Genomic DNA, 19,058 nt, shown 5'->3' on the forward strand with positions numbered 1-19,058 from the left:
GGCGGGTGCTGCACCTGCTGCCGCGCCAGCACAGGCCGCTGCTCCGGCTCCGGCCGCTGCACCAGCAGCTGCTGGCGGCGCGAAAGACGTTAACGTACCGGACATCGGCGGTGACGAAGTTGAAGTCACCGAAGTGATGGTGAAAGTGGGCGACAAAGTTGCCGCTGAACAGTCACTGATCACCGTTGAAGGCGACAAGGCTTCTATGGAAGTCCCTGCGCCGTTCGCGGGTACCGTTAAAGAGATCAAAATCAGCACCGGCGACAAAGTCTCTACCGGCTCTCTGATCATGGTCTTCGAAGTGGAAGGCGCTGCGCCTGCCGCCGCTCCGGCTGCCGCGGCTGCTCCAGCCCCTGCTCCTGCACCGGCTCAGGCTGCTAAACCAGCCGCTGCCCCTGCTGCTAAAGCAGAAAAATCTGAGTTCGCTGAAAACGACGCTTACGTCCACGCTACCCCGCTGATTCGTCGCCTGGCGCGCGAATTCGGTGTGAACCTGGCGAAAGTGAAAGGGACCGGCCGTAAGGGTCGTATCCTGCGCGAAGACGTTCAGACCTACGTGAAAGACGCGGTGAAACGCGCCGAAGCTGCACCTGCTGCAGCCGCTGGCGGCGGTATCCCGGGCATGCTGCCATGGCCAAAAGTGGACTTCAGCAAGTTCGGCGAAATCGAAGAAGTGGAGCTGGGCCGCATCCAGAAAATCTCTGGTGCTAACCTGAGCCGTAACTGGGTGATGATCCCGCACGTTACGCACTTCGATAAGACCGATATCACCGATCTGGAAGCGTTCCGTAAACAGCAGAACGCCGAAGCTGAGAAGCGCAAGCTGGACGTGAAATTCACCCCAGTGGTCTTCATCATGAAAGCCGTTGCCGCTGCCCTTGAGCAGATGCCACGCTTCAACAGCTCCCTGTCCGAAGACGGTCAGAAGCTGACGCTGAAGAAATACATCAACATTGGTGTTGCGGTTGATACGCCAAATGGTCTGGTTGTTCCGGTCTTCAAAGACGTGAACAAGAAGAGCATTACCGAGCTGTCCCGTGAACTGACCACCATCTCCAAAAAAGCGCGTGATGGTAAGCTGACTGCCGGCGAAATGCAGGGCGGCTGCTTCACTATCTCCAGCATCGGCGGCCTGGGTACCACCCACTTCGCGCCGATTGTTAACGCGCCGGAAGTGGCTATCCTCGGTGTGTCCAAGTCCGCGATGGAGCCGGTGTGGAACGGCAAAGAGTTCGTGCCGCGTCTGATGATGCCAATCTCTCTGTCCTTCGACCACCGCGTGATCGACGGTGCTGATGGTGCGCGCTTCATCACCATCATCAACAACATGCTGAGCGACATTCGCCGCCTGGTGATGTAATCGAAAAGCCGGCCAGTCGGCCGGCTTTTTTCTGATAATCTCATGGTGTTTATGAGGTTATTGGCGAAAGCGACAATTCGTGAGCCGTTTGTTGTTTCAAAATTGTTAACAATTTTGTAAACTGCGGGCGGATAGAACGACCCGGTGGACGACGGGTATAAATTAAGAGGTCATGATGAGCACAGAAATCAAAACTCAGGTCGTAGTACTTGGGGCAGGCCCGGCAGGTTACTCCGCAGCATTCCGTGCAGCGGATTTAGGTCTGGAAACCGTCATCGTAGAACGTTACAGCACCCTCGGCGGTGTTTGTCTGAACGTCGGCTGTATCCCTTCTAAAGCGCTGCTGCACGTAGCGAAAGTTATCGAAGAAGCCAAAGCGCTGGCTGAACACGGTATCGTCTTCGGCGAGCCAAAAACCGATATCGACAAAATTCGTACCTGGAAAGAGAAAGTTATCACTCAGCTGACCGGCGGTCTGGCGGGTATGGCCAAAGGCCGTAAAGTGAAAGTGGTAAACGGTCTGGGTAAATTCACCGGTGCGAACACCCTGGAAGTGGAAGGCGAAAACGGCAAAACCGTGATCAACTTCGACAACGCGATCATCGCGGCAGGCTCTCGCCCAATCGAACTGCCATTCATTCCGCATGAAGATCCACGCGTGTGGGATTCCACCGATGCGCTGGAGCTGAAAACCGTTCCTAAGCGTCTGCTGGTCATGGGCGGCGGTATCATCGGTCTGGAAATGGGTACCGTGTACCATGCGCTGGGTTCAGAGATCGACGTGGTTGAAATGTTCGACCAGGTTATCCCGGCAGCCGACAAAGACATCGTTAAAGTCTTCACCAAACGCATCAGCAAGAAATTCAACCTGATGCTGGAAACCAAAGTGACTGCCGTTGAAGCGAAAGAAGACGGTATTTACGTTTCCATGGAAGGCAAAAAAGCTCCATCCGAACCACAGCGTTACGACGCCGTGCTGGTGGCTATCGGTCGTGTGCCGAACGGTAAAAACCTCGACGCGGGCAAAGCTGGCGTGGAAGTGGACGACCGTGGCTTTATCCGCGTTGACAAGCAGCTGCGCACTAACGTGCCGCACATCTTTGCTATCGGCGATATCGTCGGTCAGCCAATGCTGGCGCACAAAGGTGTTCACGAAGGTCACGTTGCCGCTGAAGTTATCGCCGGCATGAAGCACTACTTCGATCCGAAAGTGATTCCATCTATCGCGTACACCGAGCCAGAAGTGGCATGGGTGGGTCTGACCGAGAAAGAAGCGAAAGAGAAAGGCATCAGCTACGAAACCGCCACCTTCCCGTGGGCTGCTTCTGGCCGTGCTATCGCTTCCGACTGCGCTGACGGTATGACCAAACTGATCTTCGACAAAGAGACTCACCGCGTCATCGGTGGTGCGATTGTCGGTACCAACGGCGGCGAGCTGCTGGGTGAAATCGGTCTGGCTATCGAAATGGGCTGTGACGCTGAAGACATCGCGCTGACCATCCACGCTCACCCGACTCTGCACGAGTCCGTGGGCCTGGCGGCAGAAGTGTTTGAAGGCAGCATCACCGACCTGCCAAACGCGAAAGCGAAGAAGAAATAAGTTTCTTCAGATAAAAAAAAGCGGCCAATGGCCGCTTTTTTTATGCGCTGCGTTTAGGGGGCCACAGGCTGCCAGGTTTTATCCGGGCTATAGGCGGCTAGCGCCCGGGCTTTCTGCTCTGAATCGCTACCGAGATCGGACTGGTACACCTTGTCGTCCTGGTTTATCACAAAGCTCATTACGCCCGTCTGACCGTAGCTGACCGGCCAGGCCACCATCGCGAAACCGTTACTCTCCGGCAGGATGCGGAAGCGATAGCCGTGATAGCCGGTACCTGGCTCTTTCGGGCTAAATGCCGGGCCGAGCGGGCTGGGCGCTTCGCCGGGCGAGGCGGGCCAGTACAAACCGTCTTTTTTCCCTTTCGAGCTGACAATCTTCTGCGCGTATTTCTGGTTCATCGCAAAATAGCTTTGCTGCGCATCAACATAGGCATGTAAGGCTTCAATGGCGGCGAGCTCGTTACGCCCGATTTCGCGGGTCAGGATCTCTTCTGCCCCTTCTTTGATGTCGAACTGCCAGCCTGCAGAGGTTTTGATCACCGGGATGGGAAGCTGCCAGCCGCTGTCTCCGACAACCAGATGCGCTGTATCTCCTTCGACAACCGTGGTATGGCGGACGTTCCAGTCGCGCAGGAAGCGATCGACGGCATCCGGATCAACCCCCTCGGGGGGCAGAAAATCGCGCCAGTTCTCTCCGAGCAGGTTGGTCATTGCGCTCTCATTTTGCTCACGGATGGCTTTGGTCAGCGCATCGGTTGCCTGAGCGGGCGTGCTAAAGGACTGCTGCGCCATCACTGGGGCCGAAAGCATGAACAACACCAATCCACTGAGTAGTTTACTTTTCATGTCGGTTCCCTTAGCGATGTCGAATTTCACGGCGTTCAGCACGTCCACCAGACGCCTGACGCGGCTGCTGCTGGCGCGCAGCGAGCTGTCTGCTTTGCGCGCCACGCTGCTGCTGCGCCTGCCAGTTCGCCGAGCGGCTGTCGTTACCGCTCAGCGCATTGGCCCGCGGCTGGCTGTTTCGCTGCTGCAGAGTGCGTTGCTGCGCGGGCTGTGAAGCCCGCTTCTCTTGTCTCTGCGCTGTGGTCTGGCGGTTTTCTCGCTGCTGCGCGGTGCTCCGCTTCGTCGTCTGCGGTTTGGTGTCGTAGCCGCGGTAGTTATTGCGCTGCGAAATCTGCTTCAGCTGTTCGCCTGAGGCCTGACGCTGCACGTCTTTCGTTCCGGTGCGCGCCGTTTGCGGGAAGGTTTTACCTGTGGACTTCTCCATCTGGCTTAGCGCTGCCTGGCGCTGGCTATCGCGGTTAACCGGTTTTTGCTGAGTTGAACTGAGCCCTGTGGCCGCGTTGGTGGCGTGGAAGCGAGTGTTGAGCTGGTTAGTCGGATAGGGCACGCCTTCCCGATAGGCCGGGTTGTGCTGCCAGGTACGGTTAGCGTCCGTCAGGCGCTGTCCGCTGATTTTATTGAAGTTCTCAACGTTGATATTGATGTTGTTATCACCGTTGCGGTTATAGCCGCCGTGATTATCCCAGTCCCCATGGTGATGATCCCAGTCATCGTCATCATCCCAGTCGATGCTGCTGAAGATGGCATAGGTTGTGGCGACGCCCAGGCTAAAGCCTAAACCGTTTACGAAGCTGCTGCCAAACTGCTCTCCGGGCGTGGGCGGGAGATAGGTCGGAGGATAGGCGGTGTTTGGCCAGGTCCCGTAAACCGTATTGGGGTTATAGGTAGGGACGTAAACAACCTGCGGATCGGCAGATTCAATTTTGATTACCGTTGGGGCGGGGGCGGAGGTCGTGGTTGTCGTTGCCTCTGTGGCGCTGGCTTTCGCTGGCGCCGGTTTTGTCACGGTGGTGACCGTCTGCTGAGGGGTGGATTGTAGAGCGCCGGTCTTCTGCGCCAGCGCGCGCAGGCGCTGAACGGAATCCATCACGTCCTTAGGCTGCGCGAGAAACGCATCACCCAGATTTTGTACCCACGGCGGGTTTTCACCCATCAGGGACATAAGCTGAGGAAACGCGACCAGCGATTTTACGCTGGGATCCCAGGGCTGGCTGGTTACGGCCTGAATCGCGGCGTCCCCTTCCATTTTAGGGTTGTCTTTGGACCACTGCGCCGCCTGGATCACGTTGGCCGGATAGGTCGACGCCATTAAAATTTGCGACAGCAGGGCATCCGGGTAGAGCGCGATGGGAGCAACCCACTGATCGATTTGCGCGGCAGTGTAGGCTGGCGCGACAACAGGTGCGGGCTGGGCTGCGGCAGGCGCAGGTGCAGGTGCAGCCGGTTGTTGTGCGACGGGGGCCGGCGCGGCGGGCTCCGTGGCGCGGCCTTTGACAAACATGACGCCCGAGGCGGCAAACAGCCCGGCACTGCACACAAGGACGAGCAGATGTGGCTTAAAGGGCAACTTCATAAAATGACTCCAACGAGACAAGCGCTGTGCCGTGAGGCGTTACGGTTGGCGTGAGTATTATTCACCCGTCTTTTACAGTTTTGACTTTTATTGGGAAGCGTCCGGGACGTGCGGATAAAGAGTGTGAGTATTTATTACACAATTATATCTGATGAAGAAAAAACTGAAGCGTCACGGTGCAGAAGATACCGCAAAAAGATGCCCTGAATCCTCGCTACACCATGCTTAACGATTCAGCAAATTTTTTAATGTTGCTTTTTTGTAAACGGATTAACACTGTGCAGAAATCCTGCTATGCTGCCCGACGCGGTATCGGGCATTTACCCTACAAACTGCTGTCTCACAGGAGCGTGAAGAGAACGCCCGCCGCATATGACAATGAGAGCGAGGAGAACCGTCGTGCTAGAAGAATACCGTAAGCACGTAGCAGAACGTGCCGCCGAGGGAATTGTACCCAAACCTTTAGATGCAACCCAAATGGCCGCGCTCGTCGAGCTGCTGAAGAACCCGCCTAAGGGCGAAGAAGAATTCCTGTTAGATCTGCTGATCAACCGCGTACCGCCTGGCGTAGATGAAGCTGCCTACGTAAAAGCCGGATTCCTTGCTGCTATCGCCAAAGGCGAAGCCACCTCCTCACTGGTTACTCCTGAAAAAGCCATTGAACTGCTCGGCACCATGCAGGGTGGTTACAACATTCATCCGCTGATTGACGCGCTGGATAACGACAAGCTGGCACCGATTGCCGCTAAAGCGCTCTCATCAACGCTGCTGATGTTCGATAACTTCTACGACGTAGAAGAAAAAGCCAAAGCAGGCAACGTCTATGCGAAGCAGGTGATGCAGTCCTGGGCCGATGCCGAATGGTTCCTGAATCGTCCTGCGCTGGCTGAAAAAATCACCGTTACCGTCTTTAAAGTGACGGGTGAAACCAACACCGATGACCTCTCTCCGGCACCGGACGCGTGGTCTCGCCCGGATATCCCTCTGCACGCTCTGGCGATGCTGAAAAACGCCCGTGAAGGCATTGAGCCGGATCAGCCGGGCAGCGTTGGCCCGATCAAACAGATCGAAGCCCTGCAGAAAAAAGGATTCCCGCTGGCCTACGTAGGTGACGTTGTGGGTACCGGTTCTTCCCGTAAGTCCGCAACCAACTCCGTACTGTGGTTCATGGGCGACGACATTCCGCACGTGCCGAACAAGCGCGGCGGCGGCCTGTGCCTCGGCGGCAAAATTGCGCCAATCTTCTTCAACACCATGGAAGATGCGGGCGCCCTGCCGATCGAAGTGGACGTTTCTAACCTGAATATGGGCGACGTGATCGACGTTTACCCGTACAAAGGCGAAGTGCGCAACCACGAGACCAACGAGCTGCTGGCAAGCTTCGAGCTGAAAACCGACGTGCTGATCGACGAAGTGCGTGCCGGTGGTCGTATCCCGCTGATCATTGGTCGTGGTCTGACTACCAAAGCGCGTGAAGCGCTGGGTCTGCCGCACTCTGACGTTTTCCGTCAGGCGAAAGACGTGGCGGAAAGCAACCGTGGTTATTCTCTGGCACAGAAAATGGTGGGCCGCGCGTGCGGCGTAGCCGGTATTCGTCCGGGCGCGTACTGCGAGCCGAAGATGACCTCCGTGGGCTCTCAGGACACCACTGGCCCAATGACCCGTGACGAACTGAAAGACCTGGCGTGCCTGGGCTTCTCTTCTGACCTGGTGATGCAGTCCTTCTGCCATACGGCGGCCTATCCGAAGCCGGTTGACGTGACCACGCACCACACGCTGCCAGACTTCATCATGAACCGCGGCGGCGTTTCCCTGCGTCCGGGCGACGGCGTCATCCACTCCTGGCTGAACCGCATGCTGCTGCCGGATACCGTGGGTACCGGCGGTGACTCCCATACCCGTTTCCCAATCGGTATCTCTTTCCCGGCGGGCTCCGGTCTGGTGGCGTTTGCTGCTGCGACTGGCGTGATGCCGCTGGATATGCCGGAATCGGTGCTGGTGCGCTTCAAAGGTAAAATGCAGCCGGGTATCACCCTGCGCGACCTGGTTCACGCGATCCCGCTGTATGCGATTAAACAGGGCCTGCTGACCGTTGAGAAGAAAGGTAAGAAAAACATCTTCTCTGGCCGTATCCTGGAAATTGAAGGGCTGCCGGATCTGAAAGTGGAGCAGGCGTTCGAGCTGACCGATGCTTCCGCCGAGCGTTCTGCGGCGGGCTGTACCATCAAGCTGAACAAAGAGCCGATTATCGAGTATCTGACCTCCAACATCGTGCTGCTGAAGTGGATGATTGCAGAAGGCTACGGCGACCGTCGTACGCTGGAGCGTCGTATCCAGGGCATGGAAAAATGGCTGGCCGATCCGCAGCTGCTGGAAGCCGATGCTGACGCAGAGTACGCGGCGGTGATCGACATCGATCTGGCGGATATCAAAGAGCCAATCCTCTGTGCACCGAACGATCCGGACGATGCGCGTCCGCTGTCTGAGGTTCAGGGCGAGAAGATCGACGAAGTGTTTATCGGATCCTGTATGACCAACATCGGTCACTTCCGTGCTGCCGGTAAGCTGCTGGATACCCACAAAGGCCAGCTGCCAACCCGTCTGTGGGTGGCGCCGCCAACCCGTATGGACGCGGCTCAGCTGACCGAAGAGGGCTACTACAGCGTGTTTGGTAAGAGCGGTGCGCGTATCGAAATCCCTGGCTGTTCCCTGTGTATGGGCAACCAGGCGCGCGTAGCCGACGGTGCGACGGTGGTTTCCACCTCTACCCGTAACTTCCCGAACCGTTTAGGTACCGGTGCGAACGTCTTCCTGGCCTCTGCGGAGCTGGCGGCGGTTGCGGCGCTGATTGGCAAACTGCCAACGCCGGAAGAGTACCAGACCTTCGTGGCTCAGGTGGATAAGACCGCGGTGGATACCTATCGCTATCTGAACTTCGACCAGCTCTCTCAGTACACCGAGAAGGCCGACGGGGTGATCTTCCAGACGGCAGTATAAACAGCAAAACCGTCTCTACGAGACGGTTTTGAGTGTTTGCACTCTCCCACGGGAGAGGGGCGGGGTGAGGGCATCAGGCCGCAGGGTCTTGCTCTCACCTTTTTATTTTCATTCCTCCCACCTCTCCCGCTTTTTTTCTTCCTCGCTGCTGCGATAATTACCTTAATGGCTTTGCAGAGGAAAACACTATGGATTACGAATTTCTGCGCGACATCACCGGAGTGGTGAAAGTGCGTATGTCGATGGGCCACGAAGCCGTTGGACACTGGTTTAACGAAGAGGTGAAAGAAAATCTCGCCCTTCTTGATGAGGTTGAACAGGCGGCAAATACGGTGAAAGGCAGTGAACGATCCTGGCAGCGCGCCGGGCATGAATATACGCTGTGGATGGACGGTGAAGAGGTCATGGTGCGTGCCAACCAGCTCGAGTTTTCAGGTGACGAGATGGAAGAGGGGATGAGCTACTACGACGAAGAAAGCCTGTCGATGTGCGGCGTAGAGGATTTCCTTCAGGTCGTGAACGCCTACCGTGACTTCATGAAGCAGAAATAACAGCCCGGAGCATCCCTGCTCCGGCTTGCTCTTACACGGCCGGAATATTGCGGCCGTAGTAAATCTCTCGCATCTCTTTCCAGAGCAGGTCAGTAATCGCCTTACGCTCTTCTTCGCTCAAATCTTCCGGCTTCGTGTGGAACATATAGTGCTTAAGGTCAAATTCCTTAAGTAACATCTTGGTGTGGAAGATATTTTCTTGATACACGTTCACGTCCATCATGTCGTAAAGCGATTTCATGTCCTCGGACATGAAGTTCTGAATAGAGTTGATCTCGTGGTCGATGAAATGCTTCATGCCGTTGATATCGCGGGTAAAACCACGCACGCGATAATCAATGGTGACGATGTCCGATTCCAGCTGGTGGATTAAATAGTTCAGCGCGTTCAGCGGGGAAATCACGCCGCAGGTCGACACTTCAATATCGGCGCGGAACGTACACAGCCCGCCTTCCGGGTGACTCTCCGGGTAGGTGTGCACGCAGATATGGCTTTTATCCAGGTGGGCAACCACCACTTCCGGCAGCGGGCCCGGATGTTCAGTTTTGTCGATAAGCTTCGGGTCGACCGGCTCTTCGCTGACCAGAATGGTCACGCTGGCGCCCTGAGGTTCATAATCCTGTCTGGCGATGTTCAGGATGTTTGCGCCGATAATGGAACAGGTTTCTGACAGGATCTCGGTCAGACGGTTGGCGTTGTAGAGTTCGTCGATATAGGCGATGTACCCATCGCGTTCTTCCGCTGTTTTGGCATAGCAGATATCGTAAATACAAAAACTCAGGCTTTTCGTCAGGTTGTTAAAGCCATGCAGTTTAAGCTTTTTCAATTAGCTCACCCCCTTAGTGGATAATGCATCTTGCAGGTACTGCGGCAGAGCAAACGCTGCGGTATGGATAGCCGGATTGTAGTATCGGCACTGAAGACCGGCCTGATGGAAGCGGGCCTGAATAATTTCGGTGGAGAGATGGCGTAATACGTCGTTATCCGTCGCCCATGCAAAGGTCATGATCCCACCGTAATACGTCGGAATAGCGGCCTGATAGAAGCTGACATCCTTGAAATAGGTGCTGAGCTTACGATGGCTATCCAGCGCTTCATCCTGCTGCAGGAAGCAGACGCCATTTTGTGCGACAAAAATCCCGCCCGGGTTCAGGCAGCGCTTGCAGCCTTCGTAGAAGGAGGAGGTAAACAGCGACGCGCCGGGGCCGATTGGGTCGGTGCAGTCGGAGATGATCACGTCAAAGGTCTGCGAGGTCTGGTTAACAAAGTTAACGCCGTCGTCAATCACCAGGCTAAAGCGGGGATCGTCATAGCTACCGGCATTGTGGTTGGGCAGATACTGGCGGCAGAAAGAGACGACGCCCGCATCGATTTCCACCATGGTGATGGTTTCGATGGAACGATGGCGGGAAACTTCACGCAGCATTGCACCGTCGCCACCGCCGATAATCAGGACATGCTTCGCGTGACCGTGCGCCAGCAGCGGGACGTGGGTCATCATCTCATGATAGATAAACTCGTCGCGCTCGGTGGTTTGCACAACACCGTCCAGCGCCATGACGCGGCCAAAGGCGGCATTCTCGAAGATGATCAGATCCTGGTGATCGGTTTTCTCGTGATAGAGCACGTTATCAACGGCAAAGTACTGACCAAACTGGTCATGCAGTGTTTCATGCCACAACGTGTGGTCGGCCATAGCGAACTCCTCCTGTGTAAACATCCGTTACGCTCGCAAAAAATGAGCGAAACATGATAGCTAACTCTAACCGTGGTTGCACGGTCAGAGGTTCAACAGGGGCGTCGGGAAGGTTATTTCACGTAGGCGAGCAGGCTGAGCGAATCGCGAGCCAGCGCTTTGCATTTTTTGGCAGTGGGAATACCAATACCGCTTAAGTCACGGTAGCTGTCTTCACCGAGCGCCTTCATGTCGAAGCTGTCGTAGTTGCTGAGATCCCACTGGTTCTGCTGGGCAAAAAAGACCAGCGCGCGGCGAATTTGCCCGTTGGGTAAATTCTGGTAGCCACAATCATTTTTCAGGAATACAAAAACCGCCGTTAAATCGGCCATATCTTCCGCTTCATTTTCACTTAGCGCATAGCTGTTCGCACACATTGCCATCAGGCTACCGAACAAAATTGTCCTGAAAAACGTCTTCATTGCTTCTACCACTTCTTCACGGAAAATTAACGTTAGCATACTTGATGCCAGTGCGACGATCTTTATTATTGCCGCTTGACTTGACCTTCCGGTAAGGGGAGGGTTTATGCTCAAAAGATCGCCTGCTGGAAATAAGGAAATGAACATGCAACGTCGTGATTTTTTAAAATATTCCGCTGTGCTGGGGGCTGCCAGCGCATTACCACTCTGGAGCCGCGCGGTTTTTGCGGCCGACAGGCCTGCCTTACCCATCCCTGACTTACTGACCGCTGACGCCCGCAGCCGTATCCAGCTTGTGGTTCAGGCCGGTAAAACAACATTCGGTGCGCACAACGCCACGACGTGGGGCTATAACGGTAATTTGCTCGGTCCGGCGCTTCAGCTACGTAAAGGGAAAGCGGTGACGGTGGATATCCACAACACGCTCGCCGAAGAGACGACGCTGCACTGGCACGGGCTGGAAGTACCGGGCGAGGTGGACGGCGGGCCGCAGGGCATCATCAAAGCGGGCGGTACGCGCAGCGTCACCTTTACGCCCGAGCAGCGCGCGGCGACCTGCTGGTTCCATCCGCATCAGCATGGCAAAACGGGCCATCAGGTGGCGATGGGGCTGGCAGGGCTGGTGCTGATTGAAGACGACGAGAGCCGCCTGCTGCGCCTGCCGAAACAGTGGGGCATCGACGACGTACCGGTGATTGTGCAGGACAAGAAATTCAACGCTGACGGGCAAATTGACTACCAGCTGGACGTGATGAGCGCGGCGGTAGGCTGGTTTGGCGACACGCTGCTGACCAACGGCGCCATTTACCCTCAGCATGCCGCGCCGAAAGGCTGGCTGCGCCTGCGCCTGCTCAACGGCTGTAACGCTCGCTCGCTCAATTTCGCCACTAGCGATAAGCGTCCGCTGTACGTGGTCGCCAGCGATGGCGGCCTGCTGCCGGAGCCGGTGAAGGTAAGCGAGCTGCCGATGCTGATGGGCGAACGCTTTGAGGTGCTTGTGGATATCAGCGACGGCAAGCCGTTTGACCTCGTGACGCTGCCGGTGAGCCAGATGGGGATGGCGGTCGCACCGTTTGATAAGCCGCATCCGGTGCTTCGTATTCAGCCGCTGTTAGTGACCGCATCCGGCACGCTGCCTGATACGTTAACCACTCTGCCAGCCCTCCCGTCGCTTGAGGGGCTTACGCAGCGCAAGCTGCAGCTCGCCATGAACCCGATGCTCGATATGATGGGGATGCAGGCGCTGATGGCGAAATATGGCGATCAGGCGATGGCGGGGATGCACCACGGGCAGATGATGGGCCACATGAATATGGACCACGGCAAAATGGGCGGCATGGGGAACATGAATCACGGCGACCATGGCTTTGATTTCCACAACGCCAACATGATCAACGGCAAAGCGTTCGACATGAATACGCCGATGTTTGCTGCGACAAAAGGTCAGCTTGAGCGCTGGGTGATTTCTGGCGAAGGGGACATGATGCTGCACCCGTTCCATATCCACGGCACCCAGTTCCGTATTCTCACAGAGAACGGCAAAGCGCCGGATGCGCATCGCGCGGGCTGGAAAGATACGGTGAGAGTGGAAGGCGGCGTCAGCGAGGTGCTGGTGAAGTTTGACCACGAGGCGCCGAAGGAGTTTGCCTATATGGCGCACTGTCATCTGCTGGAGCATGAAGATACGGGGATGATGCTCGGCTTTACCGTATAAAAAAGCCGGGTGGCGTAGCCGCCACCCGGATTTTCAGTTACTTACTTTCATCCGGCAGTGCATACGCGACAATATAGTCGCCCATCTTCGTGCCAAACGAACCGTGACCACCCGCAGAGATGACAACGTACTGCTTGCCATTCACTTCATAGGTCATCGGGGTGGCCTGTCCACCCGCTGGCAGACGGCCCTGCCACAGTTTTTCACCGTTGGTCATGTTGTACGCGCGCAGGTAGTTATCTGCGGTTGCCGCGATGAACAGCACGTTACCGGCGGTGGAGATTGGGCCACCAAGCATCGGCATACCCATATTGAACGGCACCGGAACCGGCATCGGGAACGGCATGCTGTCCTGTGGCGTACCAATACGTTTTTTCCATACGATCTGGTTAGTCTTCAGATCCAGACCGGAGATATAACCCCAGGCAGGCTGTTTACACGGTAGACCAAACGGAGACAGGAACGGGTTCAGCGTTACGCCAAACGGTACGCCGTACTGTGGCTGAATGCCGGCTTCGGTACCGCTGCCTTTCGCGTCTTTCGGCTGCTCCATTGGGTTGCCCGGACCGCGTGGGATCAGGCGGGAAACGAACGGCAGCGCCATCGGGTTGGCAATCGCCACCTGACGGTTAGGGTCAACGGAGATCCCGCCCCACTCGAACATCCCCAGGTTACCCGGGAAGACCAGCGTGCCCTGCTCTGACGGCGGCGTGAAGATGCCTTCATAGCGCAGCTGGTGGAACATCACGCGGCACACCAGCTGGTCAAACATGGTGGCACCCCACATGTCTGCACCGCTGAGGTCTTTCTTCGGACGGAAGCTCAGGTCAGAGAACGGCTGGGTTTTGCTGACGTAATCGCCTTTCGCCGCGCCCTGCGGAACCGGTTTTTCCGGTGCAGGCACAACCAGCTTGCCGTTGCTGCGATCCAGCACGAAGATGTTGCCCGTCTTGGCCGGAGCGTAAATCACCGGAACGGTTTTGCCATCTACGGTAATGTCCGCCAGCGTCGGCTGGGACGGCATATCCATATCCCACAGATCGTGGTGAACGGTCTGGTAGCTCCATGCCAGCTTGCCGGTGGTCGCGTTCAGCGCCACGATAGCGCTCGCATAACGCTCCTGCTCTGGCGTGCGGTTACCGCCCCAGATATCTGGCGTGGTCACCCCCATTGGCAGATAGACCAGGTCCAGCTTCGCGTCATACGCCGCTGGTGCCCAGGAGTTTGGCGAGTTAAAGGTAAAGGTGTGCTCGTCCGACGGGATCGCGTTTGGATCTTTCGCGCCCGGGTCGAAGGCCCACAGCAGTTTACCGGTGTTCACGTCGAAACCACGGATAACGCCGGAGGTTTCACGCGTGGAGAAGTTATCCGTTACCGAACCGGCAATCACGATAGTTTTATCGGTGATGATTGGCGGTGAGGTTGGCTCATACAGACCCGGCGTGGTGTCCGGCATGTTGGTCTGCAGGTTCAGGATACCTTTGTTGGCAAAGGTTTCACACAGCTTGCCCGTTTCGGCGTTGATGGCGAACAGACGGCCATCGTTTACCGGCAGCATGATGCGGCGAGGACAGTCGGCAATGACTTCCGGGCTCGCATTATCGGCGCGCGCTTCGTGGTAAGAGACGCCACGGCAGGTGACATGCTGGAAGGACGGGTTAGAGTTCAGCTGCGGATCGAAGTGCCATTTTTCTTTACCGGTGGCCGCGTCGAGCGCGAACAGACGCTGGTGCGCCGTACACAGGTAGAGCATATTGCCGACTTTAATCGGCGTCACTTCGTTGGTCAGCTCGCCCGGATCGTTCGGCATCTTCAGGTCACCGGTACGGAATACCCAGGCTTCCTTCAGGTTTTTAACGTTGTCCGCGTTGATCTGCTTCAGCGGGGAGTAACGTTGACCTTCCTGGTTACGACCATATGCAGGCCAGTCGCCGTCAGCGACCTGGGAGATAGCTGCCGCAGGCGTGGATTCTGCGTTCAGCGTACCGTTGATCTCCTGCGGGTCATTAAAACCGGCCCAGGTCAGAATACCGCCGGTAATCAGCAGGGCAACAACCAGGCCCGCCACAGCACCGCTGGACGGCACAATCAGGCGACGCCACACGAACGGCAGGATCAGCCAGATGCCGAAGAAGACCAGGATGTCGCTGCGCGGCGTCAGCGCCCAGAAGTCGAACCCGACTTCCCAGACGCCCCAGATCATGGTGGCAAGAAGGAGGGCGGCATACAGCCACAGTGCAGATTGTTTTCTACGCAACAGCAGGACGGTTACGGCAACCATAACCAGACCCGCAATCGGGTAGTACCAGGAGCCGCCTAACGCGACCAGCCAGACGCCACCGATTAACAGATACAGCGCGCAGAAGGCTGCGAATGCGGCTGTTAATGTCACCAGTAGACGCGGCTGTTTAGAGTTTGTTTCAGCCATAGAAAGTGTACTCGTCAGTTTTTGTTAATAATTTGCTAGCAACTAATTATAGGTATTAACAAGTGTGATCGGAATCACAATATTTGCTTTTTATAACTCATACGCCAGGCTTATCCATTTGCTGATATAATGAGTGGCTTGCGTATCAGTGCTGGATATTAACTCATCCGTATTGAGAGATTTTCATTAAAATCATTTGGTTAGTAATATGAAACATACTGTTGAAGTGATGATCCCGGAAGCCGAGATCAAAGCGCGTATCGCCGAACTGGGTCGTCAAATCACCGAACATTACAAGGACAGCGGCAGCGAAATGGTGCTGGTCGGTCTGTTGCGCGGCTCTTTCATGTTCATGGCAGACCTGTGCCGTGAAGTGCATGTGCCCCATGAGGTCGATTTTATGACCGCCTCCAGCTACGGCAGCGGCATGTCCACTACCCGTGATGTGAAAATCCTGAAAGATCTGGATGAAGATATTCGTGGCAAAGATGTGTTGATCGTTGAGGACATCATCGACTCCGGCAACACGCTGTCAAAAGTGCGCGAGATCCTGAGCCTGCGCGAGCCAAAATCTCTGGCGATTTGTACGCTGCTGGACAAACCTGACCGTCGTGAAGTGCAGGTGCCGGTAGAGTTCGTGGGCTTCTCGATTCCTGACGAATTCGTCGTCGGTTACGGCATTGACTACGCGCAGCGCTATCGTCATCTGCCGTATGTTGGGAAAGTGGTACTGCTGGACGAGTAATGGCGGGCTAATGCCTCATCCCGGCCCTCTCCCACAGGGAGAGGGAGAACATCCCCGGCTTTATTTATGGTTTACATGCTTAAGCTGAAGGTTGGCAATCCCCGAACGGTAACGCTGCTCCAGCGTTTCGCGGTTGGTGGCGGTCACTTCCAGATTGCGCAGCAGGCCATCGTGAATACCATACGCCCAGCCGTGGATAGAGACCTTCTGCCCGCGTTTCCACGCTGATTGCATGATCGTTGAGTGGCCCAGGTTATACACCTGCTCCATCACGTTGAGTTCGCAAAGGGTATCCATACGACGCTCCTGCGGCATTTCGCCCAGCAGTGAGCTATGTTTGAACCAGATATCGCGGATGTGCAGTAGCCAGTTATCAATGAGCCCCAGTTCCGTGTTTTCCACCGCCGCCTGCACGCCGCCGCAGCCATAATGGCCGCAAATGATGATGTGCTCGACTTGCAGAACGTCCACGGCATACTGAACAACAGAAAGACAGTTGAGATCGGTGTGAATCACGAGATTGGCGACATTACGGTGAACAAACAGTTCGCCGGGTTCAAGGCCGGTCAGGCGCTCCGCCGGTACGCGGCTGTCGGAACATCCAATCCAGAGAAAGCGTGGGTTCTGAGCCTGCGCGAGTTTTCCAAAAAATCCGGGGTCTTCCTCCACCAGCATTTTTGACCATAGTGCATTGTTGCTGATGAGTGTATCTATGTTGTTCATGGAGGTTAGCGACCTGTAACCGAGTAATTGCGTTGCGCTACTATAGGGTAACCCGACTTTTAATGAAACCACACAACGTGTGTCAGAACTGAAGGTAAGTGAATTTCATGGCAATTGCACTGGAGCTTGAACAGCTTAAAAAAACCTATCCGGGCGGCATTCAGGCGCTACGCGGAATAGATCTTAAAGTAGAGGCCGGTGATTTTTACGCGCTTCTGGGGCCGAACGGGGCGGGGAAATCGACCACCATTGGGATTATCAGCTCGCTGGTCAATAAAACGTCCGGCCGGGTGAGCGTCTTTGGGTACGACCTGCAAAAAGATGTGGTGAACGCCAAGCGCCAGCTGGGGCTGGTACCGCAGGAGTTCAACTTCAACCCGTTCGAGACGGTGCAGCAAATTGTTGTTAACCAGGCGGGCTATTACGGCGTTGAGCGTAAAGAGGCCCTGGAGCGTAGCGAAAAATACCTTAAGCAGCTCGATCTGTGGGAAAAGCGTAACGAACGCGCGCGCATGTTGTCCGGCGGGATGAAGCGCCGCCTGATGATTGCCCGTGCGCTGATGCACGAGCCAAAACTGCTGATCCTCGATGAGCCGACAGCGGGTGTCGATATCGAACTTCGTCGCTCCATGTGGGGCTTCCTGAAAGATCTCAACGACAAAGGCACCACCATTATTCTTACCACCCACTACCTTGAAGAGGCTGAAATGCTGTGCCGCAACATCGGCATCATTCAGAACGGCGAGCTGGTGGAAAACACCTCGATGAAGAATCTGCTCTCCAAGCTGAAATCAGAAACCTTCATTCTCGATCTGGCGGCGAAAAGCGCGCTGCCAAAACTTGAAGGTTACAACTATCGTCTGGTGGATACCTCGACGCTGGAAGTGGAAGTGCTGCGCGAGCAGGGGATTAACAGCGTGTTCTCACAGCTGAGCGCGCAGGGGATTCAGGTTTTAAGCATGCGTAACAAAGCGAACCGACTGGAAGAGCTGTTTGTCTCTCTGGTACATGACAAACAAGGAGACAAGGCATGACGCATCTTTACTGGGTCGCGCTGAAAAGTATCTGGGCGAAAGAGATCAACCGCTTTATGCGTATCTGGGTGCAAACCCTGGTGCCGCCGGTCATCACGATGACGCTCTATTTCATCATCTTCGGTAACCTGATTGGTTCCCGGATTGGTGAGATGCACGGCTTTACCTATATGCAGTTTATTGTGCCCGGCCTGATCATGATGGCGGTGATTACTAACGCCTACGCCAACGTAGCGTCGTCGTTCTTCAGCGCCAAGTTCCAGCGCAATATTGAAGAGCTTCTGGTCGCGCCTGTGCCGACGCACGTCATCATCGCGGGCTACGTCGGCGGCGGCGTGGCGCGCGGGCTGTGCGTGGGGATCCTGGTCACGGCGATTTCGCTGTTCTTCGTGCCGTTCCAGGTCCACTCGTGGCTGTTTGTTGCGCTGACGCTGCTCCTGACGGCGATCCTGTTCTCGCTGGCCGGTCTGCTGAACGCCGTGTTCGCCAAAACGTTTGACGATATCAGCCTGATCCCGACCTTCGTGCTGACGCCGCTGACCTATCTCGGCGGGGTGTTCTACTCCCTGACGCTGCTGCCACCGTTCTGGCAGGCGCTGTCGCACCTGAACCCGATTGTCTACATGATCAGCGGCTTCCGCTTTGGTTTCCTCGGCATCACCGATGTGCCGCTGTTTACCACGGTGGCGGTGCTGGTGGTGTTTATCATCGCCTTCTACCTGCTCTGCTGGTCGCTGATCCAGCGTGGACGCGGGCTGCGCAGCTAATCTTTTGCCCGGCGACGTTCTGTTTGCCGGGCACTTTCTTTGACAGTTATCACCGTAAGCAAACCTTCACTTCGCTAAACTACTTGCCTGCTAAGGAGGGAGTTATGCTGGGATGGGTTATCACCTGCCACGATGAACAGGCGCAGGACATGCTGGATAAGCTTGAAGCCAGATTTGGCCCGCTGGTGCAATGCCGGGCGGTAAACTACTGGCGCGGGTTGAGCACCAACATGCTTAGCCGCATGATGTGCGATGCCCTGCATGAAACGGACACCGGTGATGGCGTGATTTTTCTTACCGATAAATCGGGCGCAGCGCCTTACCGCGCAGCCGCGTTGCTGAGCCATAAGCACGCGTGCTGCGAAGTGATCTCGGGTATTAACCTCTCTCTGCTGGCGTTAATGTATCCGCAGCGTGAAGCCTTAAGCAGCGCTGAGTTTCGCCAGGCCATCGTGGCGCAGGGCGTTCCGGGCGTCAGCAGCTTGTGGCATCAGCAGCAAAAAAATCCTCCTTTCGTCCTGCTCCACGATTTGTATAAGAATTAAACGTGGGTATTGATGTCTC

16 protein-coding genes are annotated in these 19,058 nt (G+C 56.0%); 9 read left to right on the top strand and 7 right to left on the bottom strand.

The window, feature by feature from the left end; genetic code table 11:
- Positions 1-1,360, top strand: a 1,360-nt coding sequence (gene aceF / locus NUX24_RS18950; RefSeq protein WP_257833410.1) for a pyruvate dehydrogenase complex dihydrolipoyllysine-residue acetyltransferase, incomplete at its 5' end; no start/stop codon positions are given.
- A gap of 175 nt (positions 1,361-1,535) precedes the next feature.
- Positions 1,536-2,960 (top strand): dihydrolipoyl dehydrogenase, encoded by a 1,425-nt coding sequence (gene lpdA, locus NUX24_RS18955; RefSeq protein ID WP_003856313.1) that lies wholly within the window; start codon positions 1,536-1,538, stop codon positions 2,958-2,960.
- Positions 2,961-3,013: 53 nt separating this feature from the next.
- Here the strand turns inward: lpdA and NUX24_RS18960 are convergent, their stop codons facing one another.
- Both NUX24_RS18960 and NUX24_RS18965 read right to left on the bottom strand, forming a co-directional pair.
- Entirely contained in the window at positions 3,014-3,805 is a 792-nt protein-coding gene (locus tag NUX24_RS18960; protein WP_257833505.1) for a DUF2950 domain-containing protein, read from the bottom strand.
- A gap of 10 nt (positions 3,806-3,815) precedes the next feature.
- The gene (locus NUX24_RS18965; protein WP_257833425.1) at positions 3,816-5,378 is read right to left on the bottom strand and encodes a DUF3300 domain-containing protein; all 1,563 of its coding nucleotides are present in this window, start codon (positions 5,376-5,378) and stop codon (positions 3,816-3,818) included.
- A 399-nt stretch (positions 5,379-5,777) separates the two neighbouring features.
- On the opposite strand from NUX24_RS18965, the gene acnB reads away from it, so the two are divergent.
- Both acnB and yacL read left to right on the top strand, forming a co-directional pair.
- Positions 5,778-8,375 (top strand): bifunctional aconitate hydratase 2/2-methylisocitrate dehydratase, encoded by a 2,598-nt coding sequence (gene acnB / locus NUX24_RS18970; RefSeq protein WP_257833427.1) that lies wholly within the window; start codon positions 5,778-5,780, stop codon positions 8,373-8,375.
- A gap of 188 nt (positions 8,376-8,563) precedes the next feature.
- On the top strand, positions 8,564-8,926 hold the full coding sequence (gene yacL / locus NUX24_RS18975; protein WP_023310423.1) for a protein YacL: 363 nt from the start codon (positions 8,564-8,566) through the stop codon (positions 8,924-8,926).
- Positions 8,927-8,957: 31 nt separating this feature from the next.
- Here the strand turns inward: yacL and speD are convergent, their stop codons facing one another.
- From speD to NUX24_RS18990, 3 genes are all read right to left on the bottom strand, one after another.
- Positions 8,958-9,752: an adenosylmethionine decarboxylase gene (gene speD, locus NUX24_RS18980; RefSeq protein WP_032649781.1), complete on the bottom strand. Its 795-nt coding sequence runs from the start codon at positions 9,750-9,752 to the stop codon at positions 8,958-8,960.
- A complete protein-coding gene (speE, locus tag NUX24_RS18985) occupies positions 9,753-10,622 on the bottom strand; it encodes a polyamine aminopropyltransferase (protein WP_257833430.1) in 870 nt (289 codons plus the stop codon).
- A gap of 113 nt (positions 10,623-10,735) precedes the next feature.
- On the bottom strand, positions 10,736-11,083 hold the full coding sequence (locus tag NUX24_RS18990; RefSeq protein ID WP_014882582.1) for a YacC family pilotin-like protein: 348 nt from the start codon (positions 11,081-11,083) through the stop codon (positions 10,736-10,738).
- A 145-nt stretch (positions 11,084-11,228) separates the two neighbouring features.
- Here NUX24_RS18990 and cueO point away from each other — a divergent pair, with 145 nt between their 5' ends.
- The gene (gene cueO, locus NUX24_RS18995; protein WP_047651507.1) at positions 11,229-12,797 is read left to right on the top strand and encodes a multicopper oxidase CueO; all 1,569 of its coding nucleotides are present in this window, start codon (positions 11,229-11,231) and stop codon (positions 12,795-12,797) included.
- A 37-nt stretch (positions 12,798-12,834) separates the two neighbouring features.
- On the opposite strand, the gene NUX24_RS19000 is transcribed toward cueO, so the two are convergent.
- Positions 12,835-15,225, bottom strand: coding sequence for a glucose/quinate/shikimate family membrane-bound PQQ-dependent dehydrogenase (locus NUX24_RS19000; RefSeq protein ID WP_194400724.1), 2,391 nt, complete (start codon positions 15,223-15,225; stop codon positions 12,835-12,837).
- A 208-nt stretch (positions 15,226-15,433) separates the two neighbouring features.
- Between NUX24_RS19000 and hpt the strand changes: the two genes are divergently transcribed.
- The gene (gene hpt, locus NUX24_RS19005) at positions 15,434-15,970 is read left to right on the top strand and encodes a hypoxanthine phosphoribosyltransferase (RefSeq protein ID WP_008501948.1); all 537 of its coding nucleotides are present in this window, start codon (positions 15,434-15,436) and stop codon (positions 15,968-15,970) included.
- Positions 15,971-16,030: 60 nt separating this feature from the next.
- Here hpt and can read toward each other — a convergent pair whose 3' ends face one another.
- The gene (gene can, locus NUX24_RS19010) at positions 16,031-16,693 is read right to left on the bottom strand and encodes a carbonate dehydratase (RefSeq protein ID WP_008501947.1); all 663 of its coding nucleotides are present in this window, start codon (positions 16,691-16,693) and stop codon (positions 16,031-16,033) included.
- A 107-nt stretch (positions 16,694-16,800) separates the two neighbouring features.
- On the opposite strand from can, the gene NUX24_RS19015 reads away from it, so the two are divergent.
- The 3 genes from NUX24_RS19015 to NUX24_RS19025 all read left to right on the top strand — a co-directional run bounded on the left by NUX24_RS19015 (position 16,801) and on the right by NUX24_RS19025 (position 19,039).
- Positions 16,801-17,727 (top strand): ABC transporter ATP-binding protein, encoded by a 927-nt coding sequence (locus NUX24_RS19015; RefSeq protein WP_257833435.1) that lies wholly within the window; start codon positions 16,801-16,803, stop codon positions 17,725-17,727.
- A complete protein-coding gene (locus tag NUX24_RS19020) occupies positions 17,724-18,494 on the top strand; it encodes an ABC transporter permease (protein ID WP_023310428.1) in 771 nt (256 codons plus the stop codon). The genes NUX24_RS19015 and NUX24_RS19020 overlap by 4 nt, the downstream gene beginning before the upstream one ends.
- Before the next feature lie 104 nt (positions 18,495-18,598).
- Positions 18,599-19,039, top strand: coding sequence for a PTS sugar transporter subunit IIA (locus NUX24_RS19025; RefSeq protein WP_047651505.1), 441 nt, complete (start codon positions 18,599-18,601; stop codon positions 19,037-19,039).
- Positions 19,040-19,058 lie beyond the last annotated feature (19 nt).

It is taken from the genome of Enterobacter sp. HG048, assembly GCF_024702055.1.
In the GTDB taxonomy this organism is placed as follows: domain Bacteria; phylum Pseudomonadota; class Gammaproteobacteria; order Enterobacterales; family Enterobacteriaceae; genus Enterobacter; species Enterobacter dykesii.